The sequence below is a fragment of the Sporosarcina ureae genome, assembly GCF_029267015.1.
Taxonomy (GTDB): Bacteria; Bacillota; Bacilli; order Bacillales_A; family Planococcaceae; genus Sporosarcina; species Sporosarcina ureae_D.
Genome location: NZ_JARIEA010000042.1, coordinates 23,707 through 38,732 on the forward strand (window position 1 = coordinate 23,707; position 15,026 = coordinate 38,732).

Sequence of the window (15,026 nt, forward strand, 5' to 3'; positions counted from 1 at the left end):
TACTGTGGTTATGAAAACACTAGATATCAGCAGATTTCTAGAGAACTCTCTATTTAAAATTATTTTGGATGAAAAAGGCAATATACTTGAAATGACTGAGGCGGTCAAGTTGTTGATGGATCATATGGGAATACCTACGCATATGTCCGATCTATTCGATCAGCCTTTATTACAACAAATTGAGACGCGATTGCTTCTAGCCAAAACCCAGGCAATTACAGGGCATAATGTATTAACAGGAAACTTGATTGTTACGAATGAAAAAAAGGAACCATGTTATATTATATACCAACAGCATGCAGATAAGGCGATTATAACAATAAAAATTGGTGAACAGAATGAAAAACTACTTCAATTGTATGAAAACGCCTATTTAACAGCCACTATGCCAATGGCTTTAGTTAATGAATCCGGATATATTATTTCAACTAATAATGAGTTTACTAATGAATTCCCATCTCATTCTTCTAGTGAGTTTGTTCACTTAAAAGATCATTTTGCACTAATGACACCCACTTCCACATTCTGCTATGAAGAGTATATTCAAAAAGCAACTACCCAGTCATCTTCAAAAGTTAATATGTCGTATTCCTCGAACGGACTTACTCACGTATACGAAGTTAGCTTAACATTAGATCATAAAACTAGAATGTTCATTTTAAGAATATTAGATATAACTGAAAAAGAACGTCTTTTAGATCAGTTGGCACATTCTGATCAATTATGTACAACAGGCGAAATTGCGGCAAGCATCGCACATGAAGTACGTAATCCCATGACGACGTTGCAAGGATTTCTTCAACTACTTGAACATGAAGTGACAGGTAATGCTCAAATGTATGTTAGCGTTATTCAAGAAGAAGTCAAACGTATGAATGAAATATTGAATGAAATGCTTGCACTCTCAAAACCTGTGGTTGACGAAATTACTGTATTTTCTCTTTCCGTTCTAATAGAAGACGTACTAATATTGCTTCGTCCTCAGGCGATATTGGATCAAATTAATTTAGTGAATGAATTCATTTCAAAAGAAGCACTGCTCATTCAGGCAAACCCGAATCGTATTAAACAAGTATTAATTAATCTACTTAAGAACGCAATGGAGGCCATGAGTCCAAATGATACATTGTCTATCATTGTAAACGAAGGTGATCAACATAATATCGATATATTTATATCCGATACAGGGGTTGGAATGGACGAGAAGACGATCGAAACCATATTTTTACCCTTCGTATCAGATAAACCGGGGGGAACGGGTTTAGGACTTCCGTTTGTCAAAAAAACCGTTAATGAGTATGGCGGGACTATCTCTGTTACTAGTGAACTGGATAAAGGAACGGTTTTTCATTTATCATTTCCTCTTATTTCTGTAGCATTACCAGAATGACGTAAAGTTCATACAAAGCAAAAGGCCAATCCATTTTACTTTTATGGATTGGCCTTTTATTTACAGGGGGGTATTATTTAATTGTAGCTGCCATTTGCTTAAACTCATTCGTATGTTCATTATCTTCTTTAGCGTACACTGTCGCTCGCACTAGCTTGTCTTCATGCTCCATGACATAGCCTGTGAAATATCCTTCAGTAGACTCTACTGTTGCGCCTTTAACAGATGTAATACCGTCTGCTTTTGGAAGATCTGTTTCCTCTGTGATTTCAGTAGGTGTTTCACCGTCACTTGAAGCTGTTAATAATTCTTCCATATTTGTATAAAGTTCTTCAAAAGTATACGACTCTTCATCTTTAGGCATTGTTTCGATACGCATAAACGTTTCGCTATCTTCTTCAAAATAGAGAGTATCTCTGCCTGGTTCTTCGCTTGTTAGTTTGTATCCTGGAAGCACCATTATGGAGTAGTCTTGTTCATCACTCGCAGTTTCCACAGCATCTTCCATTGAAACTTCACTTGTCTCTTCTTCAGCATCCGTTTCTATTTCTGCTTCATTTTCAGAAGAAGTGCCTTCTTCTACGTCTGTTTCGGGAGTAGCAGGTTCTTCAATAGCAGGGTCTGTTGTCTCTTTTTCTGGATCAGCATCAGATGTTCCGCATGCGGCAAGCATGACGGAGGCTGTTAATGAGGTGAAAATAATACGCCATTTGTTGTTCAAATCGTTCCACTCCTTCATATACTATTCTAATCATTGGACGGACAACTGCATAAAAAGTTTCATTCTTGGGTACGTTTTAATATAATATACCGTTTGTGATTGATGACAGTTTTTTCTTCCATTGTCAGTTCATCAAAATCTTCCATATACGTTAAATTTACAATTACAGAGTTTTCATTCACTTTTTCAACTACACCTTGCAAACCTTCTTTAAATTCAATGATATCACCAATTTCAGCTATCGTCATACTATCCATCCTTTCTCCGATCATCATGTGCTCTTACAAGAATGATGAAAATGCATTATAAAGAATTACTTAATAGTTTGCCTTATAAAATGCAAAACGTAAAGCCATATTTTTAGTAACGTGAGAAACAGAAAACTGCTTTTTGTCGCAAAATGTCGAAAATTTTCTGTTTAATCTTATGTAGTTGTTGGTATATATGAGAGTAAAGTAATTACGTATGGAAGGTGTGCAGGTTAGTGTGTAAATGTGAATTGGAAATAGAGAAGCTTAGACAGCAGTTGATCGATGCTGCTCAAAATTATGGTATGCAATCTGAAAATACCATTAAACTTAGTTGTAAATTAGATGTGTTAATCAATGAGTACGAAAAAAATAAGCTTCAAAAAAGAAGGTTGGAATTATCGGAATAGATGTTTAACTCATTGTCATAATGGGCATAATATGAAAGAACACAGCAACATTCTCATTTCCCCCTTTTGTGGACCAATTACATATTGGTCCTCTTTTTTGTTTACTTAATTGTAAAAATATTTGAATTTCTGTACGATAGAGATATTCATACATAAAAAGGAGTGGGAATATGCAAAAAGAAAAAATTTCCTTTATTGGGACGGGTGTAATGGGATCGAGCATCGTCAAACATTTGCTTGACGCATCTTATGAAGTAACAGTATTCACTAGAACGAAATCAAAAGCGGAACCATTGGTAGCATTAGGAGCAAAATGGACGGATAATGTAGCTGAATCCATTAAGGACGCAGATATTATTTTTACGATGATTGGGATGCCATCTGATGTAGAAGAGGTATATCTATCTGAACAAGGAATATTTGCTAATGGTCGTCCTTCACAGATTGTAGTGGATATGACTACTTCCAGTCCTGAGTTGGCTATTACGATTGCTGAGAAAGCTGCATCCCTACAAATGTATTCGCTCGATGCACCTGTATCGGGTGGAGACATTGGGGCGAGGAACGGAACACTTTCCATAATGTGTGGAGGCCAAAAGGAATTATATGATAAACTATTGCCGATCTTGTCTGTTTTCGGTAAGCAAATCGTGTATCAAGGAGAAGCCGGAGCTGGCCAGCACGCAAAGATGTGCAATCAAATAACTGTTGCAGGAAATATGATTGGAGCATGTGAAGCGATCGCTTATGCCATGGAATCGGGACTTGATCCCGATACGATGTTACAATCTGTCACATCGGGTGCTGCGAACTCCTTTAGCTTGTCTGATCTCGGCCCTAGAATTATTAAGGAAGACTATGAGCCAGGGTTTTATGTAAAACACTTTGTGAAAGATTTAAATATTGCACTAGAAGAAACAGAAAGACTGAATCTAAAATTGCCTGGACTACAGCTCGCTCGCGATATGTATACTGATTTGCTTGCAAAAGGTTATGGCGAAAATGGAACGCAAGTCTTAATCAAGAAGTATATAGACTAAAAAATGTAAGAAGATAAAATGCAATAGTGTAATTCCAACACTTCGTTTTTTAGTTACAGTATTTCAATGAAGATCTATAAAAACTATTCATGAACGCCTTTTTGATTTTTAGGCACATAAAAACTTACTTCTTGCACATGCTCTTTAGTATAAGATGCGTGAAAAGGAGTGAGTGATGTGTGGGATATTTGGTTATGGCCTATGATTATTGTAACAGTCGTCATGCTCGGGATCGGAATAGCTGGAGTTAGAAAAACAAGTCGTTCATTTCAGTTAAATGAAAAGAACGAAATACCTGATACAGCAGCTGAAAATCCATATGCCTTGAATCCACTGCTGTGGATTATCATAATAGCCTCAGCGTTTATCTTTATCATTGTTTTTTATTACTGGGCCTCTTTCTATTAAAGAAAGGGGTTTTTTGTTTTTAGAATGCGCTTTCTTTTTAGGTGAAAAAAGGCTATTTGTGGTATGATGGAATTGAAACAGTGGACGGACAATTAGGTATATGTATTTAGATGATGAATAGAAGGAGAGATCACCTATGGTTTCTATAAATAACAAAGACTTTCTCACCGCGCCTATTGCGGACCAGATTATTTCTTCAGAGAAAGTAGCTCATGTGCAACTGGGTAATAATGCTGAGCATGCTTTACTTGTTTTAACGAAGACCGGCTATTCTGCTATCCCTGTACTGGATTATCAGTATCGTTTGAAGGGGCTCCTTGGAATTGGTATGATTACAGATTCTATTTTAGGTATGGAACGTATTGAATATGAAAGATTAGAAGATATAAAAGTGGATGAAATTATGGACACAGATCTACCGACGATTCGAGTGAACGATCGTTTTCAACGCGCGTTAGATTTATTGATCAATCATCCATTTTTATGTGTTACTGAAGAAGATGGTAGATTTGCGGGCATCATTACTAGACGTGTTGTTATGAAAGAATTTAAAAAGTATATTTATAATGTTTAATAAACTGATGTAATAATTAGTAATGTAGCTAGTATAGTAAAACGTTAAAAGGCTCCGATTAAAGGGGTCTTTTTCTAATAGAAGGAGTTGATTTATTTGTGCGAAAAGAAACAAATCGCCCTCTTGTACTTGCTGCTGTGATGCTCGCTATGTTCGTAGGGGCAGTGGAAGCGACTATTGTCACCACGGCCATGCCAACGATTGCTTCTGACTTAGGTGGATTTTCACGATATAGTTGGATCTTCTCCTCTTATTTATTGATGAGTACAGTGACGGTGTTGATTTATGGAAAATTGGCGGATTTATTTGGACGAAAACCGATATTTTTCATAGGATTAACCATTTTTTTGATTGGTTCCATACTTTGCGGATTTGCCGTCTCGATGGAGCAATTGATTGTTTATCGTCTAATACAAGGTTTGGGAGCAGGCGCTGTCATGCCAATCGCGACCACGATAATTGGAGATATTTATTCAACAGAAGAACGGGCGAAAATACAAGGGTACTTATCGAGTGTATGGGGTGTTTCGGCAGTTTCAGGGCCTGTCATTGGCGGATTACTCGTACAGTATGTTAGCTGGCAGTATGTATTTTGGGTGAACGTGCCGCTTGGAATACTCTCAATGGGTGTCATTTACTTCTTTCTACATGAACCAAAAGAAACACAAAAAGCGTCTGTTGACTACAAAGGTGCATTTTTACTGACATTCGCATTGTCGACACTTCTCATTTGGCTAGTAGAGGGTGGGCAAGGATTCGGACGTTTATCAGCAATTGGTATAGGATTGATTGCACTTTCGGGGATTTTATTTTGGTTGTTTTTCAGGCAAGAAAGACGTGCGAAAGATCCGCTTATTTCATTTAGTATTTGGAGAAACCCAGTCATTTTATATGCGAATCTAGTATCACTGACCACTGGCGTTATTTTAATAGGGGTCTCTTCTTATTTACCTACATATGTGTCGGGAGTTATGGAGCAACCAGCAATTATAGCGGGCTTTACACTGACAGCTATGTCGATCGGCTGGCCTTTAGCTTCTTCACTGGCAGGACACCTACTCATACGGTTTGGTCCGTTTCTTGTATCGTTTGCCGGTGGTGTATCACTCGTGATCGGAACGACAATGTTTGTGTTCATGAATACTGCCTTAGGTCCGATCTGGGCAGGTTGTTCGAGCTTCTTCATAGGTGTTGGTATGGGCCTGACTAATACTTCCTTCATTGTGACGATTCAAGGAGCCGTGCCACGTGTACAAAGAGGATCAGCTACTGCAGCGAACATGTTCATGAAAAACTTTGGAAACACTATTGGTGCTTCTGTGTTTGGTGCAATTTTGAACGGTACACTCATAACCTATTTTGCAAAAGAAAAATTGACTTACACAATTGATGACGTCAATACGTTGCTCACCAAAGATGGACGTTCAATGATTTCATCACAGGGGCTTGACAGTTTGCAGAGGGGGTTAGAGAGTTCATTGCACTGGGTGTATATAGCAATTGCTGTGTTTGCTGTGATCAGCTTATTATTGATTTTACGAATTCCGCGGGGGAAGGTGCAAGATTATGTCAACAACTGAACTAGATATTATTAAAGCGTTGGCAGAAGAAGGGAATATGCGCAAAGCGTCAGAACGTCTTCATTTATCACAACCTGCATTGTCACAACGCCTTCAGACGATCGAAAAGGAATGGGGTATGCAGTTGTTCATCCGATCGCAAAAGGGGCTAGAACCGACGCCAGCAGGTGAACACGTTATCAGCTACGCGAAGGAGTCGTTAGCGAAGAAAGACGAGACGATAGAATTGATCGCTTCTTTAGAAGATAAGGTCCACGGAACTTTGAAGATTGCTTGCGCATCGATTATCGGTCAGACGTGGTTACCACAAGTGTTGAAAGATTATGTCGCGCTTTATCCTGATGCCAAGATCTCTTTGATGACGGGATGGAGTTCGGAAATTTCTAAAGCTCTGTATGAAGGAGAAGCTCATATCGGCATTGTCAGGGGGCAAACTGATTGGAAAAGTAATCGGGTGTACCTATTCCGTGATCAACTATATTTGGTGGATTCCGAAATTTCGACAATAGATGAATTAAAAGATACAAATCGCCATTTCATACAATATAAAAGTGATTCGAACTATTACATGGAAATCCAACGCTGGTGGCATAAGCATTTTAATCAAGACCCCGGACGCCAAATTGTTGTGGATCAGATCGAGACGTGCAAACAACTTGCGCTGAAGGGCATAGGTTATGCTATCCTGCCATCTATTACTTTGTCGGGAGATGAGAAAGTCAATCGAATTCCGTTGTTAAATAGCGAAGAAGAGTTCGAATTGACGCGTGATACGTGGATGATCGGATACGGGTCTACATTTGAACTGAAGCAAGTGAGAGCATTCGTCGATATTGTGCAGGACTACGCAGAGTTGTTGAGGAAAAGTGAATAAGCGTAGAGTCTATAGAGTTAAAATAGAGCAAGCAAAGTCGGTAAATTACTGTTTCTTATAACAAAGAAAACTTAAATTCAAAAAAGACGAACTCCGTGTTTCGCGGAGTCGTCTTTAATTCTTGGACTTCCAGTGTGCATGGAAGTCTTTTTTTATCGTGTTCTAGCAGACTCAAGAAGTGCCTTGTTATTCCTTGACCAGTATAGGGCAAGAGTGAAGCACAACAATAAAATGATCGTGCCAACTATATACGGCGATTCCATTTTGATGTCAAAGATGTATCCAGCGGTAGCAGGGCCGACCATGTTACCTAAACTCATGTAAGCGTTCATCATACCCGCTGCATAGCCTTGTTCTTTACCGGCAAGTTTTGAAACCAAGGTGTTTACTGCCGGTCGCAGTAACGAAGTGGCGGTTGAGAAGACCGTCGCTACTAAAAGAATAGTGAAGAACGTATTGACGAATAAAATACCTAGCATAGCGAATGCCGCTATAACCAAATTAATTAAAATGACACGCATTTCTCCAAATCGCCTGAATAAGCGATCGATGACGAACGTTTGAATGATGACACCCACAAAACCACCAACGGTAATAATGACTGCGATTTGCGAAGGAGTGTAATTATACTTCTGATCTACATATAACGAAATGGTCGATTGAAAATTAGCCAAACCGAATGAAAATACAAACATGACAATTAGCATGACGAAATAGGGAGTTTGCGTAGATCTACGCATTTGCTGAAAAATGTTTTCATTCGTTGCGGCTCCTTGTAGTACAGGCTTCGGATTAGGCAGAAAGAATAAAGAGACTACCGCTGCCAAGATTGATGCAGATGCAGCAAAATAAAATGGGAAGTGTAAGCTGATTTTGGATAGAAATCCTCCTATACCAGGCCCAATCATAAAACCTAATGACATGGAAGCGCCAAGTAATCCCATTCCACGTCCGCGATTTTCTAAAGAAGTAATATCCGCTACAAATGCCATGGTTGGTGGAATAATAAAGGCAGCGCCAAAGCCTGAAAAGAATCGTGCAACGTAAAGCATCCAGAGCTCTGTTGATAAACTGAAAGCTAATTGAGAAAGACCATAAATAATCAAACCGAAAATAATGATACGCTTTCTTCCGTATTTATCGGAAAGATTTCCTGAAATAGGAGATAAAATAAATTGTGCGAAAGAGAAGATGGCAATCAGCAGCCCAAGTGCACGTCCTGCGACGCCAAAAGTTCCTAAAAATTCAGGCATAATGGGGATGATGAGGCCGACACCTGCCATGGCGATGAACATATTGAACATCAGAATATAGAGTGCGATATTTATAGGTGATTTGTTCATTCGGTAGCTCGCTTTCCAGAAACTTTTTCCTAATCGTATCACAAACAATTCTGGAATGTCTGTATAGTGCTTACTATGTGTTGACGTTAAAAAAACAAAAACGACTCCTTTTTGATCAGGAGTCGTTTCTTAAGTTAATCTTCTTTCTTCATTTCATCAAGTACACGGTTTACACGTTTTTCAAGCATTTTCATTCCGCTACCGCCTGCTTGGAAGTGACGTAACTGACCGTCTTTATCAAAGACATAATAGGCAGGAACGTACTGATTTTCAAATGCATCATTAAGTTTTAATTCGCTATCAACGAAAATGGGTTGTGTAATATCGTGCTCAGCTGCTACAGTTTTGATTTTTTCAAGATCGACATCATCTTCTGAGCGAGGCATATGGACTGCTACAACATTCAATTCATCTTTGTATTGATCTCTGAAATTATTTACATCCGGCATCGCTTCTTTGCACATGTGGCAACTTACTGACCAGAAGTGGACGAGTGTAGGTTTTTCACCGATGAGTTCTGATTTAGAAGTTTCACCATTCAACCAAGTAGTAGCACCTTGAAGTTCAGGCATTTGTTGACGTAATTTCATCAAGAATTCCCCCTAGTTAAGAGTGTAGTATATTTTGTGATAAGAAAATCCCCACGATTATCGTAACGCGTGGGGATGCTTGTCCAATAATTAAAGAGTTTTTTCACCTGGACGCCAGTTTGCTGGGCAAAGACCGCCAGTTTGTAGTGCTTGTAGTACACGGAGAGTTTCATCTACGTCACGACCGATATTGTTGTGGAATACTGTCTGATACTGAAGTTCACCTTCAGGATTGATGATGTAAAGGCCGCGCAATGCAATACCTTCTTCTTCGATCAATACACCGTATTCGCGTGAAACGAAATGGTTAGTATCTGCTGCAAGTGGGTAATTTAGTTGTTCAAGACCATTGTCTTTACGATCAGTGTTGATCCAAGCAAGGTGAGTGTGGATAGTATCAGTAGAAACACCGATTACTTCTGCATCCAAGTCTTCGAACTCATCGTAACGATCCGACATTGCAGTGATTTCTGTTGGACATACGAAAGTGAAGTCCATTGGATAGAAGAAAAGAACTGTCCATTTGTCGTTTTTAATGTTTTCTTGTAAACTAACTTTACCAAAAGATTTGTCAGCTAGTACTGCCTCCATTGTAAAATCTGGAGCTTGTTTACCTACCATACGTTCAGCCATTATATAAAACCTCCAATTAATCTTTTGTACAACTACATGACTGTGCTGTACAATTCTTATCTAGAATAACAAGATTTCGAGTTGAATTCAATTAGAATGACTCGAAGATGATAATAATTATTATAAAGAGCGGTAAACCTTATATATTTAGGATTTGAGTAAATAATTACTCAAAGTCTTGTGTACAGTCAGAAGGTTTTACAGGGCGTGTTTGGCATGTTTTGCAATTTGGATCACAAATCATTTCTCGCCATTCATCGCAGTCTTTGCAATAACGCGCGTCAAATTCGTCGCTATAATGTAATGGTTCCATGCACTCTACGCAATGAGAAGCCATCTCTTTCCACGTTCGGATTTTCTTATTGTTTACTAGGAAAATCCCTTCTAGATGATTTTCTTTTGTAGCGGGTTCGGCTTTTCGATTCCGCTTGGCATCAGAGTCCAGATAAAAAAATAAATGGTCTTCCAACTGAATCCCTCCTTAACATATGGTTTCATTCTACTATGTCGTTTGCGAAAAAACAATTTTCATGACCATTTTCCTGTATGCTGGATTCCTATTCTTCATTATATAGATGGTTGATTTCACTATCATTTTGTGTATAATAAGTAGGTTTACAACTGTTCATTAATCACAAGAAATAATACGTTACGCTAGGAGGAAATCTATTGACTACTGAACCGATTATTCGTTTTGAGAATGTTACAAAACGTTATGATGAATCTACAACTGTACTCAACCGAGTTTCATTTGAAATGGAACGCGGAAAATTTTATACATTGCTTGGGCCTTCTGGCTGTGGAAAAACGACTATTTTACGTTTGATCGCGGGTTTTACGGAAGCCACAGATGGAACAATCTTATTTAATGATAAGAAGATTAACGCTGTACCGGCCAATGAGCGTCAAGTGAATACGGTATTTCAAGACTATGCACTGTTTCCTCATTTAAATGTATATGAAAATGTAGCATTTGGTTTACGTATAAAGAAAGTGAAAAAGAATGAAGTGGACCGACGCGTAAAAGAAGCGTTGAAGTTCGTCAATCTAGAGGGGTACGAATCTCGGGAAATTACTGAAATGTCAGGTGGACAGCGTCAGCGCGTTGCGATTGCTAGGGCGATTGTCAATGACCCTGAAGTGATTTTACTAGACGAGCCATTGTCGGCACTCGATTTGAAATTACGTTCTGAAATGCAGTATGAATTACGGGAGCTCCAGCAGCGTCTTGGTAAAACATTTGTTTTTGTTACGCATGACCAGGAAGAAGCACTTGCGATGTCAGATGAGATTTTCGTCATGAATAACGGAGAAATTCAACAATCTGGGACACCAATTGATATTTACGATGAGCCAATTAATCGGTTTGTAGCAGACTTTATTGGAGAATCTAATATAGTAAGTGGAAGAATTATTGAAGATTATCTAGTGGAATTCACAGGTAAACAATTTCCGTGTGTAGATGGTGGCTTCTACCCTAATGAAAAAGTGGACATCGTCATTCGTCCTGAAGACTTGGAAATGACTACTGTTGAAAAAGGAAGATTAAGTGTCACAGTAGATACGCAATTATTCCGAGGAGTACACTATGAGCTTTCAACGTATGATTCTGATGGTAATGAGTGGCTAGTCCATTCAACGAAGCCAGCGGATGTAGGGACGTTAATCGGTTTGGATTTTGAACCGGCAGACATTCATGTTATGCGATTGAATGAATCTGAAGCAGATTTTGATGCACGTCTGGAATCGTTTGGAGTGGCGGAAGATGAGGAATAAAAAACCGTTACGTTTTATATATGCCACACCATATGCAGCTTGGTTATTATTATTTGTACTAGCACCGATCGTTGTGATCGTGTATTATTCATTTTTCGATTTATCCGGCCATTTAACGTTGGCTAACTATCGGAATTTCTTTACATCGATTTATTTCAAATTAACGATGAGCTCATTTTGGTATGCCTTTCTCATAACTTTTTTTGCTTTATTGATCTCCTATCCAACAGCTTATTTCTTAACTAAGACGAAGCATAAGCAGTTGTGGTTATTGCTCATTATCATTCCTTCGTGGATTAATCTGTTGTTAAAGACCTATGCCTTTATTGGGTTGATGGGGATTTATGGACCGATTAATGCCTTTTTGGAAACGATTGGTATAGGTAGTCAGCAAATATTATTTACGGATTTTAGTTTTGTGTTTGTTTCTGTATATATCTTTATTCCATTTATGATTTTACCGATTTTTAACTCCTTAGATAAAATCAATCCAGCACTTCTTGATGCGTCGAAGGATTTAGGGGCGAATGCATGGGTAACGTTTAAACGGGTGATTTGGCCATTGACAATAGATGGCGTGAAATCGGGTGTACAAGTCGTGTTCATTCCGGCTCTGTCTTTATTTATGATTACTCGCTTAATTGCAGGGAATAAAGTAATCACACTGGGTACTGCGATTGAACAGCAATTCCTCGTGACTCAAAACTGGGGGATGGGTTCGACAATTGCCGTATTCCTGATCATTTTCATGTTCTTAATTATGGTACTGACGTCAGGCAAAGAGAGGGGCATAACTAAATGAAGAAACTGGGTAGTTTGCCGAGAATTTATTTGGCGGCAGTCTTTGTAATTTTATATGCTCCTATTTTTTATCTCATTTATTACTCCTTCAACTCAGGAGGCGGGATGTCGCATTTCGAATCATTCACATTGGAACATTATCAAGCAGTGTTTCAAGATACGCGGCTTTTAATTATTGTGATGAATACTGTAATTATTGCATTATTGTCTGCCTTACTTTCTACGACAATAGGTGTAATAGGTGCGCTTGCAATCTATTTCATGAAAAATAAGTCTGCGCGTAAAACGGTGTTGTCGCTGAATAATATTTTAATTGTTAGCCCGGATGTCATTATTGGTGCGTCATTCTTAATATTATTCACGCTAATTGGAGTGAGGTTAGGTTTTGCTTCGGTGCTGATTTCTCATATTGCCTTCAGTATACCTATAGTCGTCATCATGGTATTACCGAAATTGCTGGAAATGAGTACTACGTTAATAGACGCAGCACTCGATTTAGGGGCGTCACGTAAAGATATATTGACACGTGTTATATTGCCATATATTAAGCCGGGTATTTTCGCAGGATTTTTCCTTGCTTTAACCTACTCACTTGATGACTTTGCAGTTACCTTTTTCGTCACAGGAAATGGCTTCTCGACATTATCAGTAGAGATTTATTCTATGGCGCGAACAGGAATCACATTGACAATTAATGCTCTATCGGGATTGATCTTCTTGATCACAATCGTGTTGGTGCTTGGGTATTATTATGTTGGAAATAAAGCAAAGTCACCTCAGGGGGTGAAGAAATGAAAGGATTAGTGAGCAGTGCAATAGCGATCCTACTTGTTTCGGGTGTTCTATTATTTACGAACTATCAGCTTGAACATAAAGCGGGACGTGCAGGTAAAGATACAATCACAGTTTACAACTGGGGCGAATATATTGATCCAGATCTTCTGAAGCAGTTTGAAGAAGAGGAAGGGATCAAAGTTATTTATGAAACATTTGATTCAAATGAAGGAATGATGGGAAAAATCGAACAAGGTGGAACTGCATATGATGTTACAGTTCCGTCTGAATACGCAGTGCAGATGATGGAAGAAAAGGATCTATTACTTCCGCTGGATTTCTCTAAAATTCCAAACATCAAACATATCGATCCATACTTTATGGACCTACCTTTTGATCCAGATAATCAGTATTCAATTCCGTACTTCTGGGGAACTGTAGGCATCGCGTATAATGCTTCATTATTAAATGGCCAGACGTTTGAAAGCTGGGAAAGTTTATGGGATGCGTCATTGCGTCAAAAACTTATTATAGTGGATAGTGCGCGTGAAGTGATTGGCGTGTCGTTAAATTCGCTCGGTTACTCATTGAACTCCACCAGTCTCCAAGAACTTAAAGAAGCAACGGACAAGTTGGAAACGATGGGCCCGAACGTCAAAGCTGTGATCGGTGATGAAGTCACACAGTTAATGATTAATAATGAAGCATCCGTAGCTTTGACTTGGTCAGGGCAAGCAGCAGATATGATTTCGGAGAATGAAGATATTGATTACATTGTGCCTGAAGAAGGTTCAAATCTATGGTTCGATAATATAGTCATCCCGAGAACATCAACAAATATCGAAGGTGCCTATAAATTTATAAACTTCATGCTTGATCCTGAAGTGGCGGCGCAAAATGCAGAATATGTTGGCTATTCCACGCCGAACATTTCAGCATTAACGTTTATGGATGAAGAAATCACAGAAGATGAACGATTTTATCCAGACGAAGAAGCGAGAGAGAATCTAGAAGTGTATGAAAATTTAGGATTAGAAACACTTGGGGTGTATAATGAGTTATTCCTGAAATTCAAAATGGGATTGCGATAAAACAAGTAACTATTCGCAATAGCGAGGAGTAATGAGATGAAAAAGGAATTTGTAGTGATTGGCTTGGGGCGTTTTGGTGGTAGCATCGTCAAGGAATTAATTGAGCTCGAAGCGGACGTGATGGCGATTGATAAGTCACAAGAACGTGTGGAAGAGTTTGCGAATATCGCAACCCAGGCAGTGGCGGTCGATACGACAGATGAAGCAGCATTGCGTTCATTAGGTATACGAAATTTCGAACATGTTGTAATCGCGATTGGGGAAAATATTCAAGCGAGTATTCTGACTACGTTGATTTTAAAAGAAATCGGTGTACAACGTATTACTGTAAAAGCGCAAAATGATTACCATGAAAAAGTATTACGTAAAATCGGTGCGGATCAAGTCGTTCACCCTGAGCGTGACATGGGGAAGCGAATCGCTAACAACTTGGTTTCGAATAATATTTTAGATTATCTGGAGTTGTCCGATGAATATTCCATCGTGGAAATTCAAGCCAATAACCATATCGCCGGCTCTTCGTTGATCGATTTAGATATTCGCGCGAAGTATGGCGTCAATATTGTGGCTATTAAACGGGGGACCCATATCCTAGTTTCTCCTCAAGCGATAGAGCAGATCGAAGTCAACGACGTTCTCATTGTGATTGGCTCAGATTTAGATATCCACCGCTTCGAACGGAAGGCATTGCATTAATGAATAGATAGTGGATAACGTGGAATTTCCACTTTTCGCTCTAAAAACATTAATATTATTTACAGGAAGCAACAAAT

General features: G+C 38.8%; 18 protein-coding genes. 12 read left to right on the top strand and 6 right to left on the bottom strand.

What is annotated here, in order from left to right; genetic code table 11:
• Positions 1 to 10 precede the first annotated feature (10 nt).
• Positions 11 to 1,390: an ATP-binding protein gene (locus Q7P97_RS05940; protein WP_303968147.1), complete on the top strand. Its 1,380-nt coding sequence runs from the start codon at positions 11 to 13 to the stop codon at positions 1,388 to 1,390.
• Positions 1,391 to 1,463: 73 nt separating this feature from the next.
• Here the strand turns inward: Q7P97_RS05940 and Q7P97_RS05945 are convergent, their stop codons facing one another.
• Together Q7P97_RS05945 and Q7P97_RS05950 are read right to left on the bottom strand one after the other, a co-directional pair.
• Positions 1,464 to 2,111 (bottom strand): hypothetical protein, encoded by a 648-nt coding sequence (locus tag Q7P97_RS05945; RefSeq protein WP_303967888.1) that lies wholly within the window; start codon positions 2,109 to 2,111, stop codon positions 1,464 to 1,466.
• Positions 2,112 to 2,170: 59 nt separating this feature from the next.
• Complete coding sequence (locus Q7P97_RS05950; RefSeq protein WP_303967891.1) at positions 2,171 to 2,359, bottom strand: YkvS family protein; 189 nt, start codon at positions 2,357 to 2,359, stop codon at positions 2,171 to 2,173.
• 236 nt (positions 2,360 to 2,595) lie between these two features.
• On the opposite strand from Q7P97_RS05950, the gene Q7P97_RS05955 reads away from it, so the two are divergent.
• The 6 genes from Q7P97_RS05955 (at position 2,596) to ccpC (ending at position 7,245) form a co-directional block, all read left to right on the top strand.
• On the top strand, positions 2,596 to 2,769 hold the full coding sequence (locus Q7P97_RS05955) for an aspartyl-phosphate phosphatase Spo0E family protein (RefSeq protein WP_303967894.1): 174 nt from the start codon (positions 2,596 to 2,598) through the stop codon (positions 2,767 to 2,769).
• A 170-nt stretch (positions 2,770 to 2,939) separates the two neighbouring features.
• Positions 2,940 to 3,809, top strand: a complete 870-nt coding sequence (locus Q7P97_RS05960) for an NAD(P)-dependent oxidoreductase (protein WP_303967896.1) — start codon at positions 2,940 to 2,942, stop codon at positions 3,807 to 3,809.
• Between the two features lie 177 nt (positions 3,810 to 3,986).
• Positions 3,987 to 4,217 carry a hypothetical protein gene (locus Q7P97_RS05965; RefSeq protein WP_303967898.1) on the top strand — a complete coding sequence of 77 codons (231 nt, stop codon included), beginning with the start codon at positions 3,987 to 3,989 and terminating at the stop codon, positions 4,215 to 4,217.
• 136 nt (positions 4,218 to 4,353) lie between these two features.
• Positions 4,354 to 4,791 carry a cyclic-di-AMP-binding protein CbpB gene (gene cbpB, locus Q7P97_RS05970; RefSeq protein WP_303967900.1) on the top strand — a complete coding sequence of 146 codons (438 nt, stop codon included), beginning with the start codon at positions 4,354 to 4,356 and terminating at the stop codon, positions 4,789 to 4,791.
• A gap of 140 nt (positions 4,792 to 4,931) precedes the next feature.
• Positions 4,932 to 6,371: an MDR family MFS transporter gene (locus Q7P97_RS05975; RefSeq protein WP_303968150.1), complete on the top strand. Its 1,440-nt coding sequence runs from the start codon at positions 4,932 to 4,934 to the stop codon at positions 6,369 to 6,371.
• A complete protein-coding gene (gene ccpC, locus Q7P97_RS05980) occupies positions 6,358 to 7,245 on the top strand; it encodes a transcriptional regulator CcpC (RefSeq protein ID WP_303967903.1) in 888 nt (295 codons plus the stop codon). Before Q7P97_RS05975 ends, ccpC begins: the two co-directional genes overlap by 14 nt.
• A gap of 152 nt (positions 7,246 to 7,397) precedes the next feature.
• On the opposite strand, the gene Q7P97_RS05985 is transcribed toward ccpC, so the two are convergent.
• The 4 genes from Q7P97_RS05985 to Q7P97_RS06000 form a co-directional block, all read right to left on the bottom strand.
• On the bottom strand, positions 7,398 to 8,588 hold the full coding sequence (locus tag Q7P97_RS05985) for an MFS transporter (RefSeq protein WP_303967905.1): 1,191 nt from the start codon (positions 8,586 to 8,588) through the stop codon (positions 7,398 to 7,400).
• Positions 8,589 to 8,722: 134 nt separating this feature from the next.
• Positions 8,723 to 9,178: a TlpA family protein disulfide reductase gene (locus Q7P97_RS05990; RefSeq protein ID WP_303967906.1), complete on the bottom strand. Its 456-nt coding sequence runs from the start codon at positions 9,176 to 9,178 to the stop codon at positions 8,723 to 8,725.
• Between the two features lie 90 nt (positions 9,179 to 9,268).
• Positions 9,269 to 9,811, bottom strand: coding sequence for a peroxiredoxin (locus Q7P97_RS05995; RefSeq protein WP_303967909.1), 543 nt, complete (start codon positions 9,809 to 9,811; stop codon positions 9,269 to 9,271).
• A 166-nt stretch (positions 9,812 to 9,977) separates the two neighbouring features.
• Positions 9,978 to 10,280, bottom strand: coding sequence for a hypothetical protein (locus Q7P97_RS06000; protein ID WP_085428505.1), 303 nt, complete (start codon positions 10,278 to 10,280; stop codon positions 9,978 to 9,980).
• 200 nt (positions 10,281 to 10,480) lie between these two features.
• Here Q7P97_RS06000 and Q7P97_RS06005 point away from each other — a divergent pair, with 200 nt between their 5' ends.
• Genes Q7P97_RS06005 through Q7P97_RS06025 form a run of 5 tightly spaced genes read left to right on the top strand, consistent with a single transcriptional unit; the run spans position 10,481 to position 14,949 of the window.
• Entirely contained in the window at positions 10,481 to 11,587 is a 1,107-nt protein-coding gene (locus tag Q7P97_RS06005; protein ID WP_303967913.1) for an ABC transporter ATP-binding protein, read from the top strand.
• Positions 11,577 to 12,389, top strand: a complete 813-nt coding sequence (locus Q7P97_RS06010) for an ABC transporter permease (protein ID WP_303967916.1) — start codon at positions 11,577 to 11,579, stop codon at positions 12,387 to 12,389. The genes Q7P97_RS06005 and Q7P97_RS06010 overlap by 11 nt, the downstream gene beginning before the upstream one ends.
• Complete coding sequence (locus Q7P97_RS06015; RefSeq protein WP_303967919.1) at positions 12,386 to 13,183, top strand: ABC transporter permease; 798 nt, start codon at positions 12,386 to 12,388, stop codon at positions 13,181 to 13,183. Before Q7P97_RS06010 ends, Q7P97_RS06015 begins: the two co-directional genes overlap by 4 nt.
• Positions 13,180 to 14,253 carry an ABC transporter substrate-binding protein gene (locus Q7P97_RS06020; RefSeq protein ID WP_303967922.1) on the top strand — a complete coding sequence of 358 codons (1,074 nt, stop codon included), beginning with the start codon at positions 13,180 to 13,182 and terminating at the stop codon, positions 14,251 to 14,253. Before Q7P97_RS06015 ends, Q7P97_RS06020 begins: the two co-directional genes overlap by 4 nt.
• Before the next feature lie 36 nt (positions 14,254 to 14,289).
• A complete protein-coding gene (locus Q7P97_RS06025; RefSeq protein ID WP_085428510.1) occupies positions 14,290 to 14,949 on the top strand; it encodes a potassium channel family protein in 660 nt (219 codons plus the stop codon).
• Positions 14,950 to 15,026 lie beyond the last annotated feature (77 nt).

Bases quoted from the DNA above. Each gene is read 5' to 3' on its own strand.
- Q7P97_RS05990 (WP_303967906.1), bottom strand. From the start codon at position 9,178: ATGAAATTACGTCAACAAATGCCTGAACTTCAAGGTGCTACTACTTGG.
- Q7P97_RS05985 (WP_303967905.1), bottom strand. From the start codon at position 8,588: ATGAACAAATCACCTATAAATATCGCACTCTATATTCTGATGTTCAAT.
- Q7P97_RS05940 (WP_303968147.1), top strand. From the start codon at position 11: ATGAAAACACTAGATATCAGCAGATTTCTAGAGAACTCTCTATTTAAA.
- Q7P97_RS05960 (WP_303967896.1), top strand. From the start codon at position 2,940: ATGCAAAAAGAAAAAATTTCCTTTATTGGGACGGGTGTAATGGGATCG.
- Q7P97_RS05975 (WP_303968150.1), top strand. From the start codon at position 4,932: ATGCTCGCTATGTTCGTAGGGGCAGTGGAAGCGACTATTGTCACCACG.
- Q7P97_RS05950 (WP_303967891.1), bottom strand. From the start codon at position 2,359: ATGACGATAGCTGAAATTGGTGATATCATTGAATTTAAAGAAGGTTTG.
- ccpC (WP_303967903.1), top strand. From the start codon at position 6,358: ATGTCAACAACTGAACTAGATATTATTAAAGCGTTGGCAGAAGAAGGG.
- Q7P97_RS06015 (WP_303967919.1), top strand. From the start codon at position 12,386: ATGAAGAAACTGGGTAGTTTGCCGAGAATTTATTTGGCGGCAGTCTTT.
- cbpB (WP_303967900.1), top strand. From the start codon at position 4,354: ATGGTTTCTATAAATAACAAAGACTTTCTCACCGCGCCTATTGCGGAC.
- Q7P97_RS06010 (WP_303967916.1), top strand. From the start codon at position 11,577: ATGAGGAATAAAAAACCGTTACGTTTTATATATGCCACACCATATGCA.
- Q7P97_RS06020 (WP_303967922.1), top strand. From the start codon at position 13,180: ATGAAAGGATTAGTGAGCAGTGCAATAGCGATCCTACTTGTTTCGGGT.
- Q7P97_RS06025 (WP_085428510.1), top strand. From the start codon at position 14,290: ATGAAAAAGGAATTTGTAGTGATTGGCTTGGGGCGTTTTGGTGGTAGC.
- Q7P97_RS05995 (WP_303967909.1), bottom strand. From the start codon at position 9,811: ATGGCTGAACGTATGGTAGGTAAACAAGCTCCAGATTTTACAATGGAG.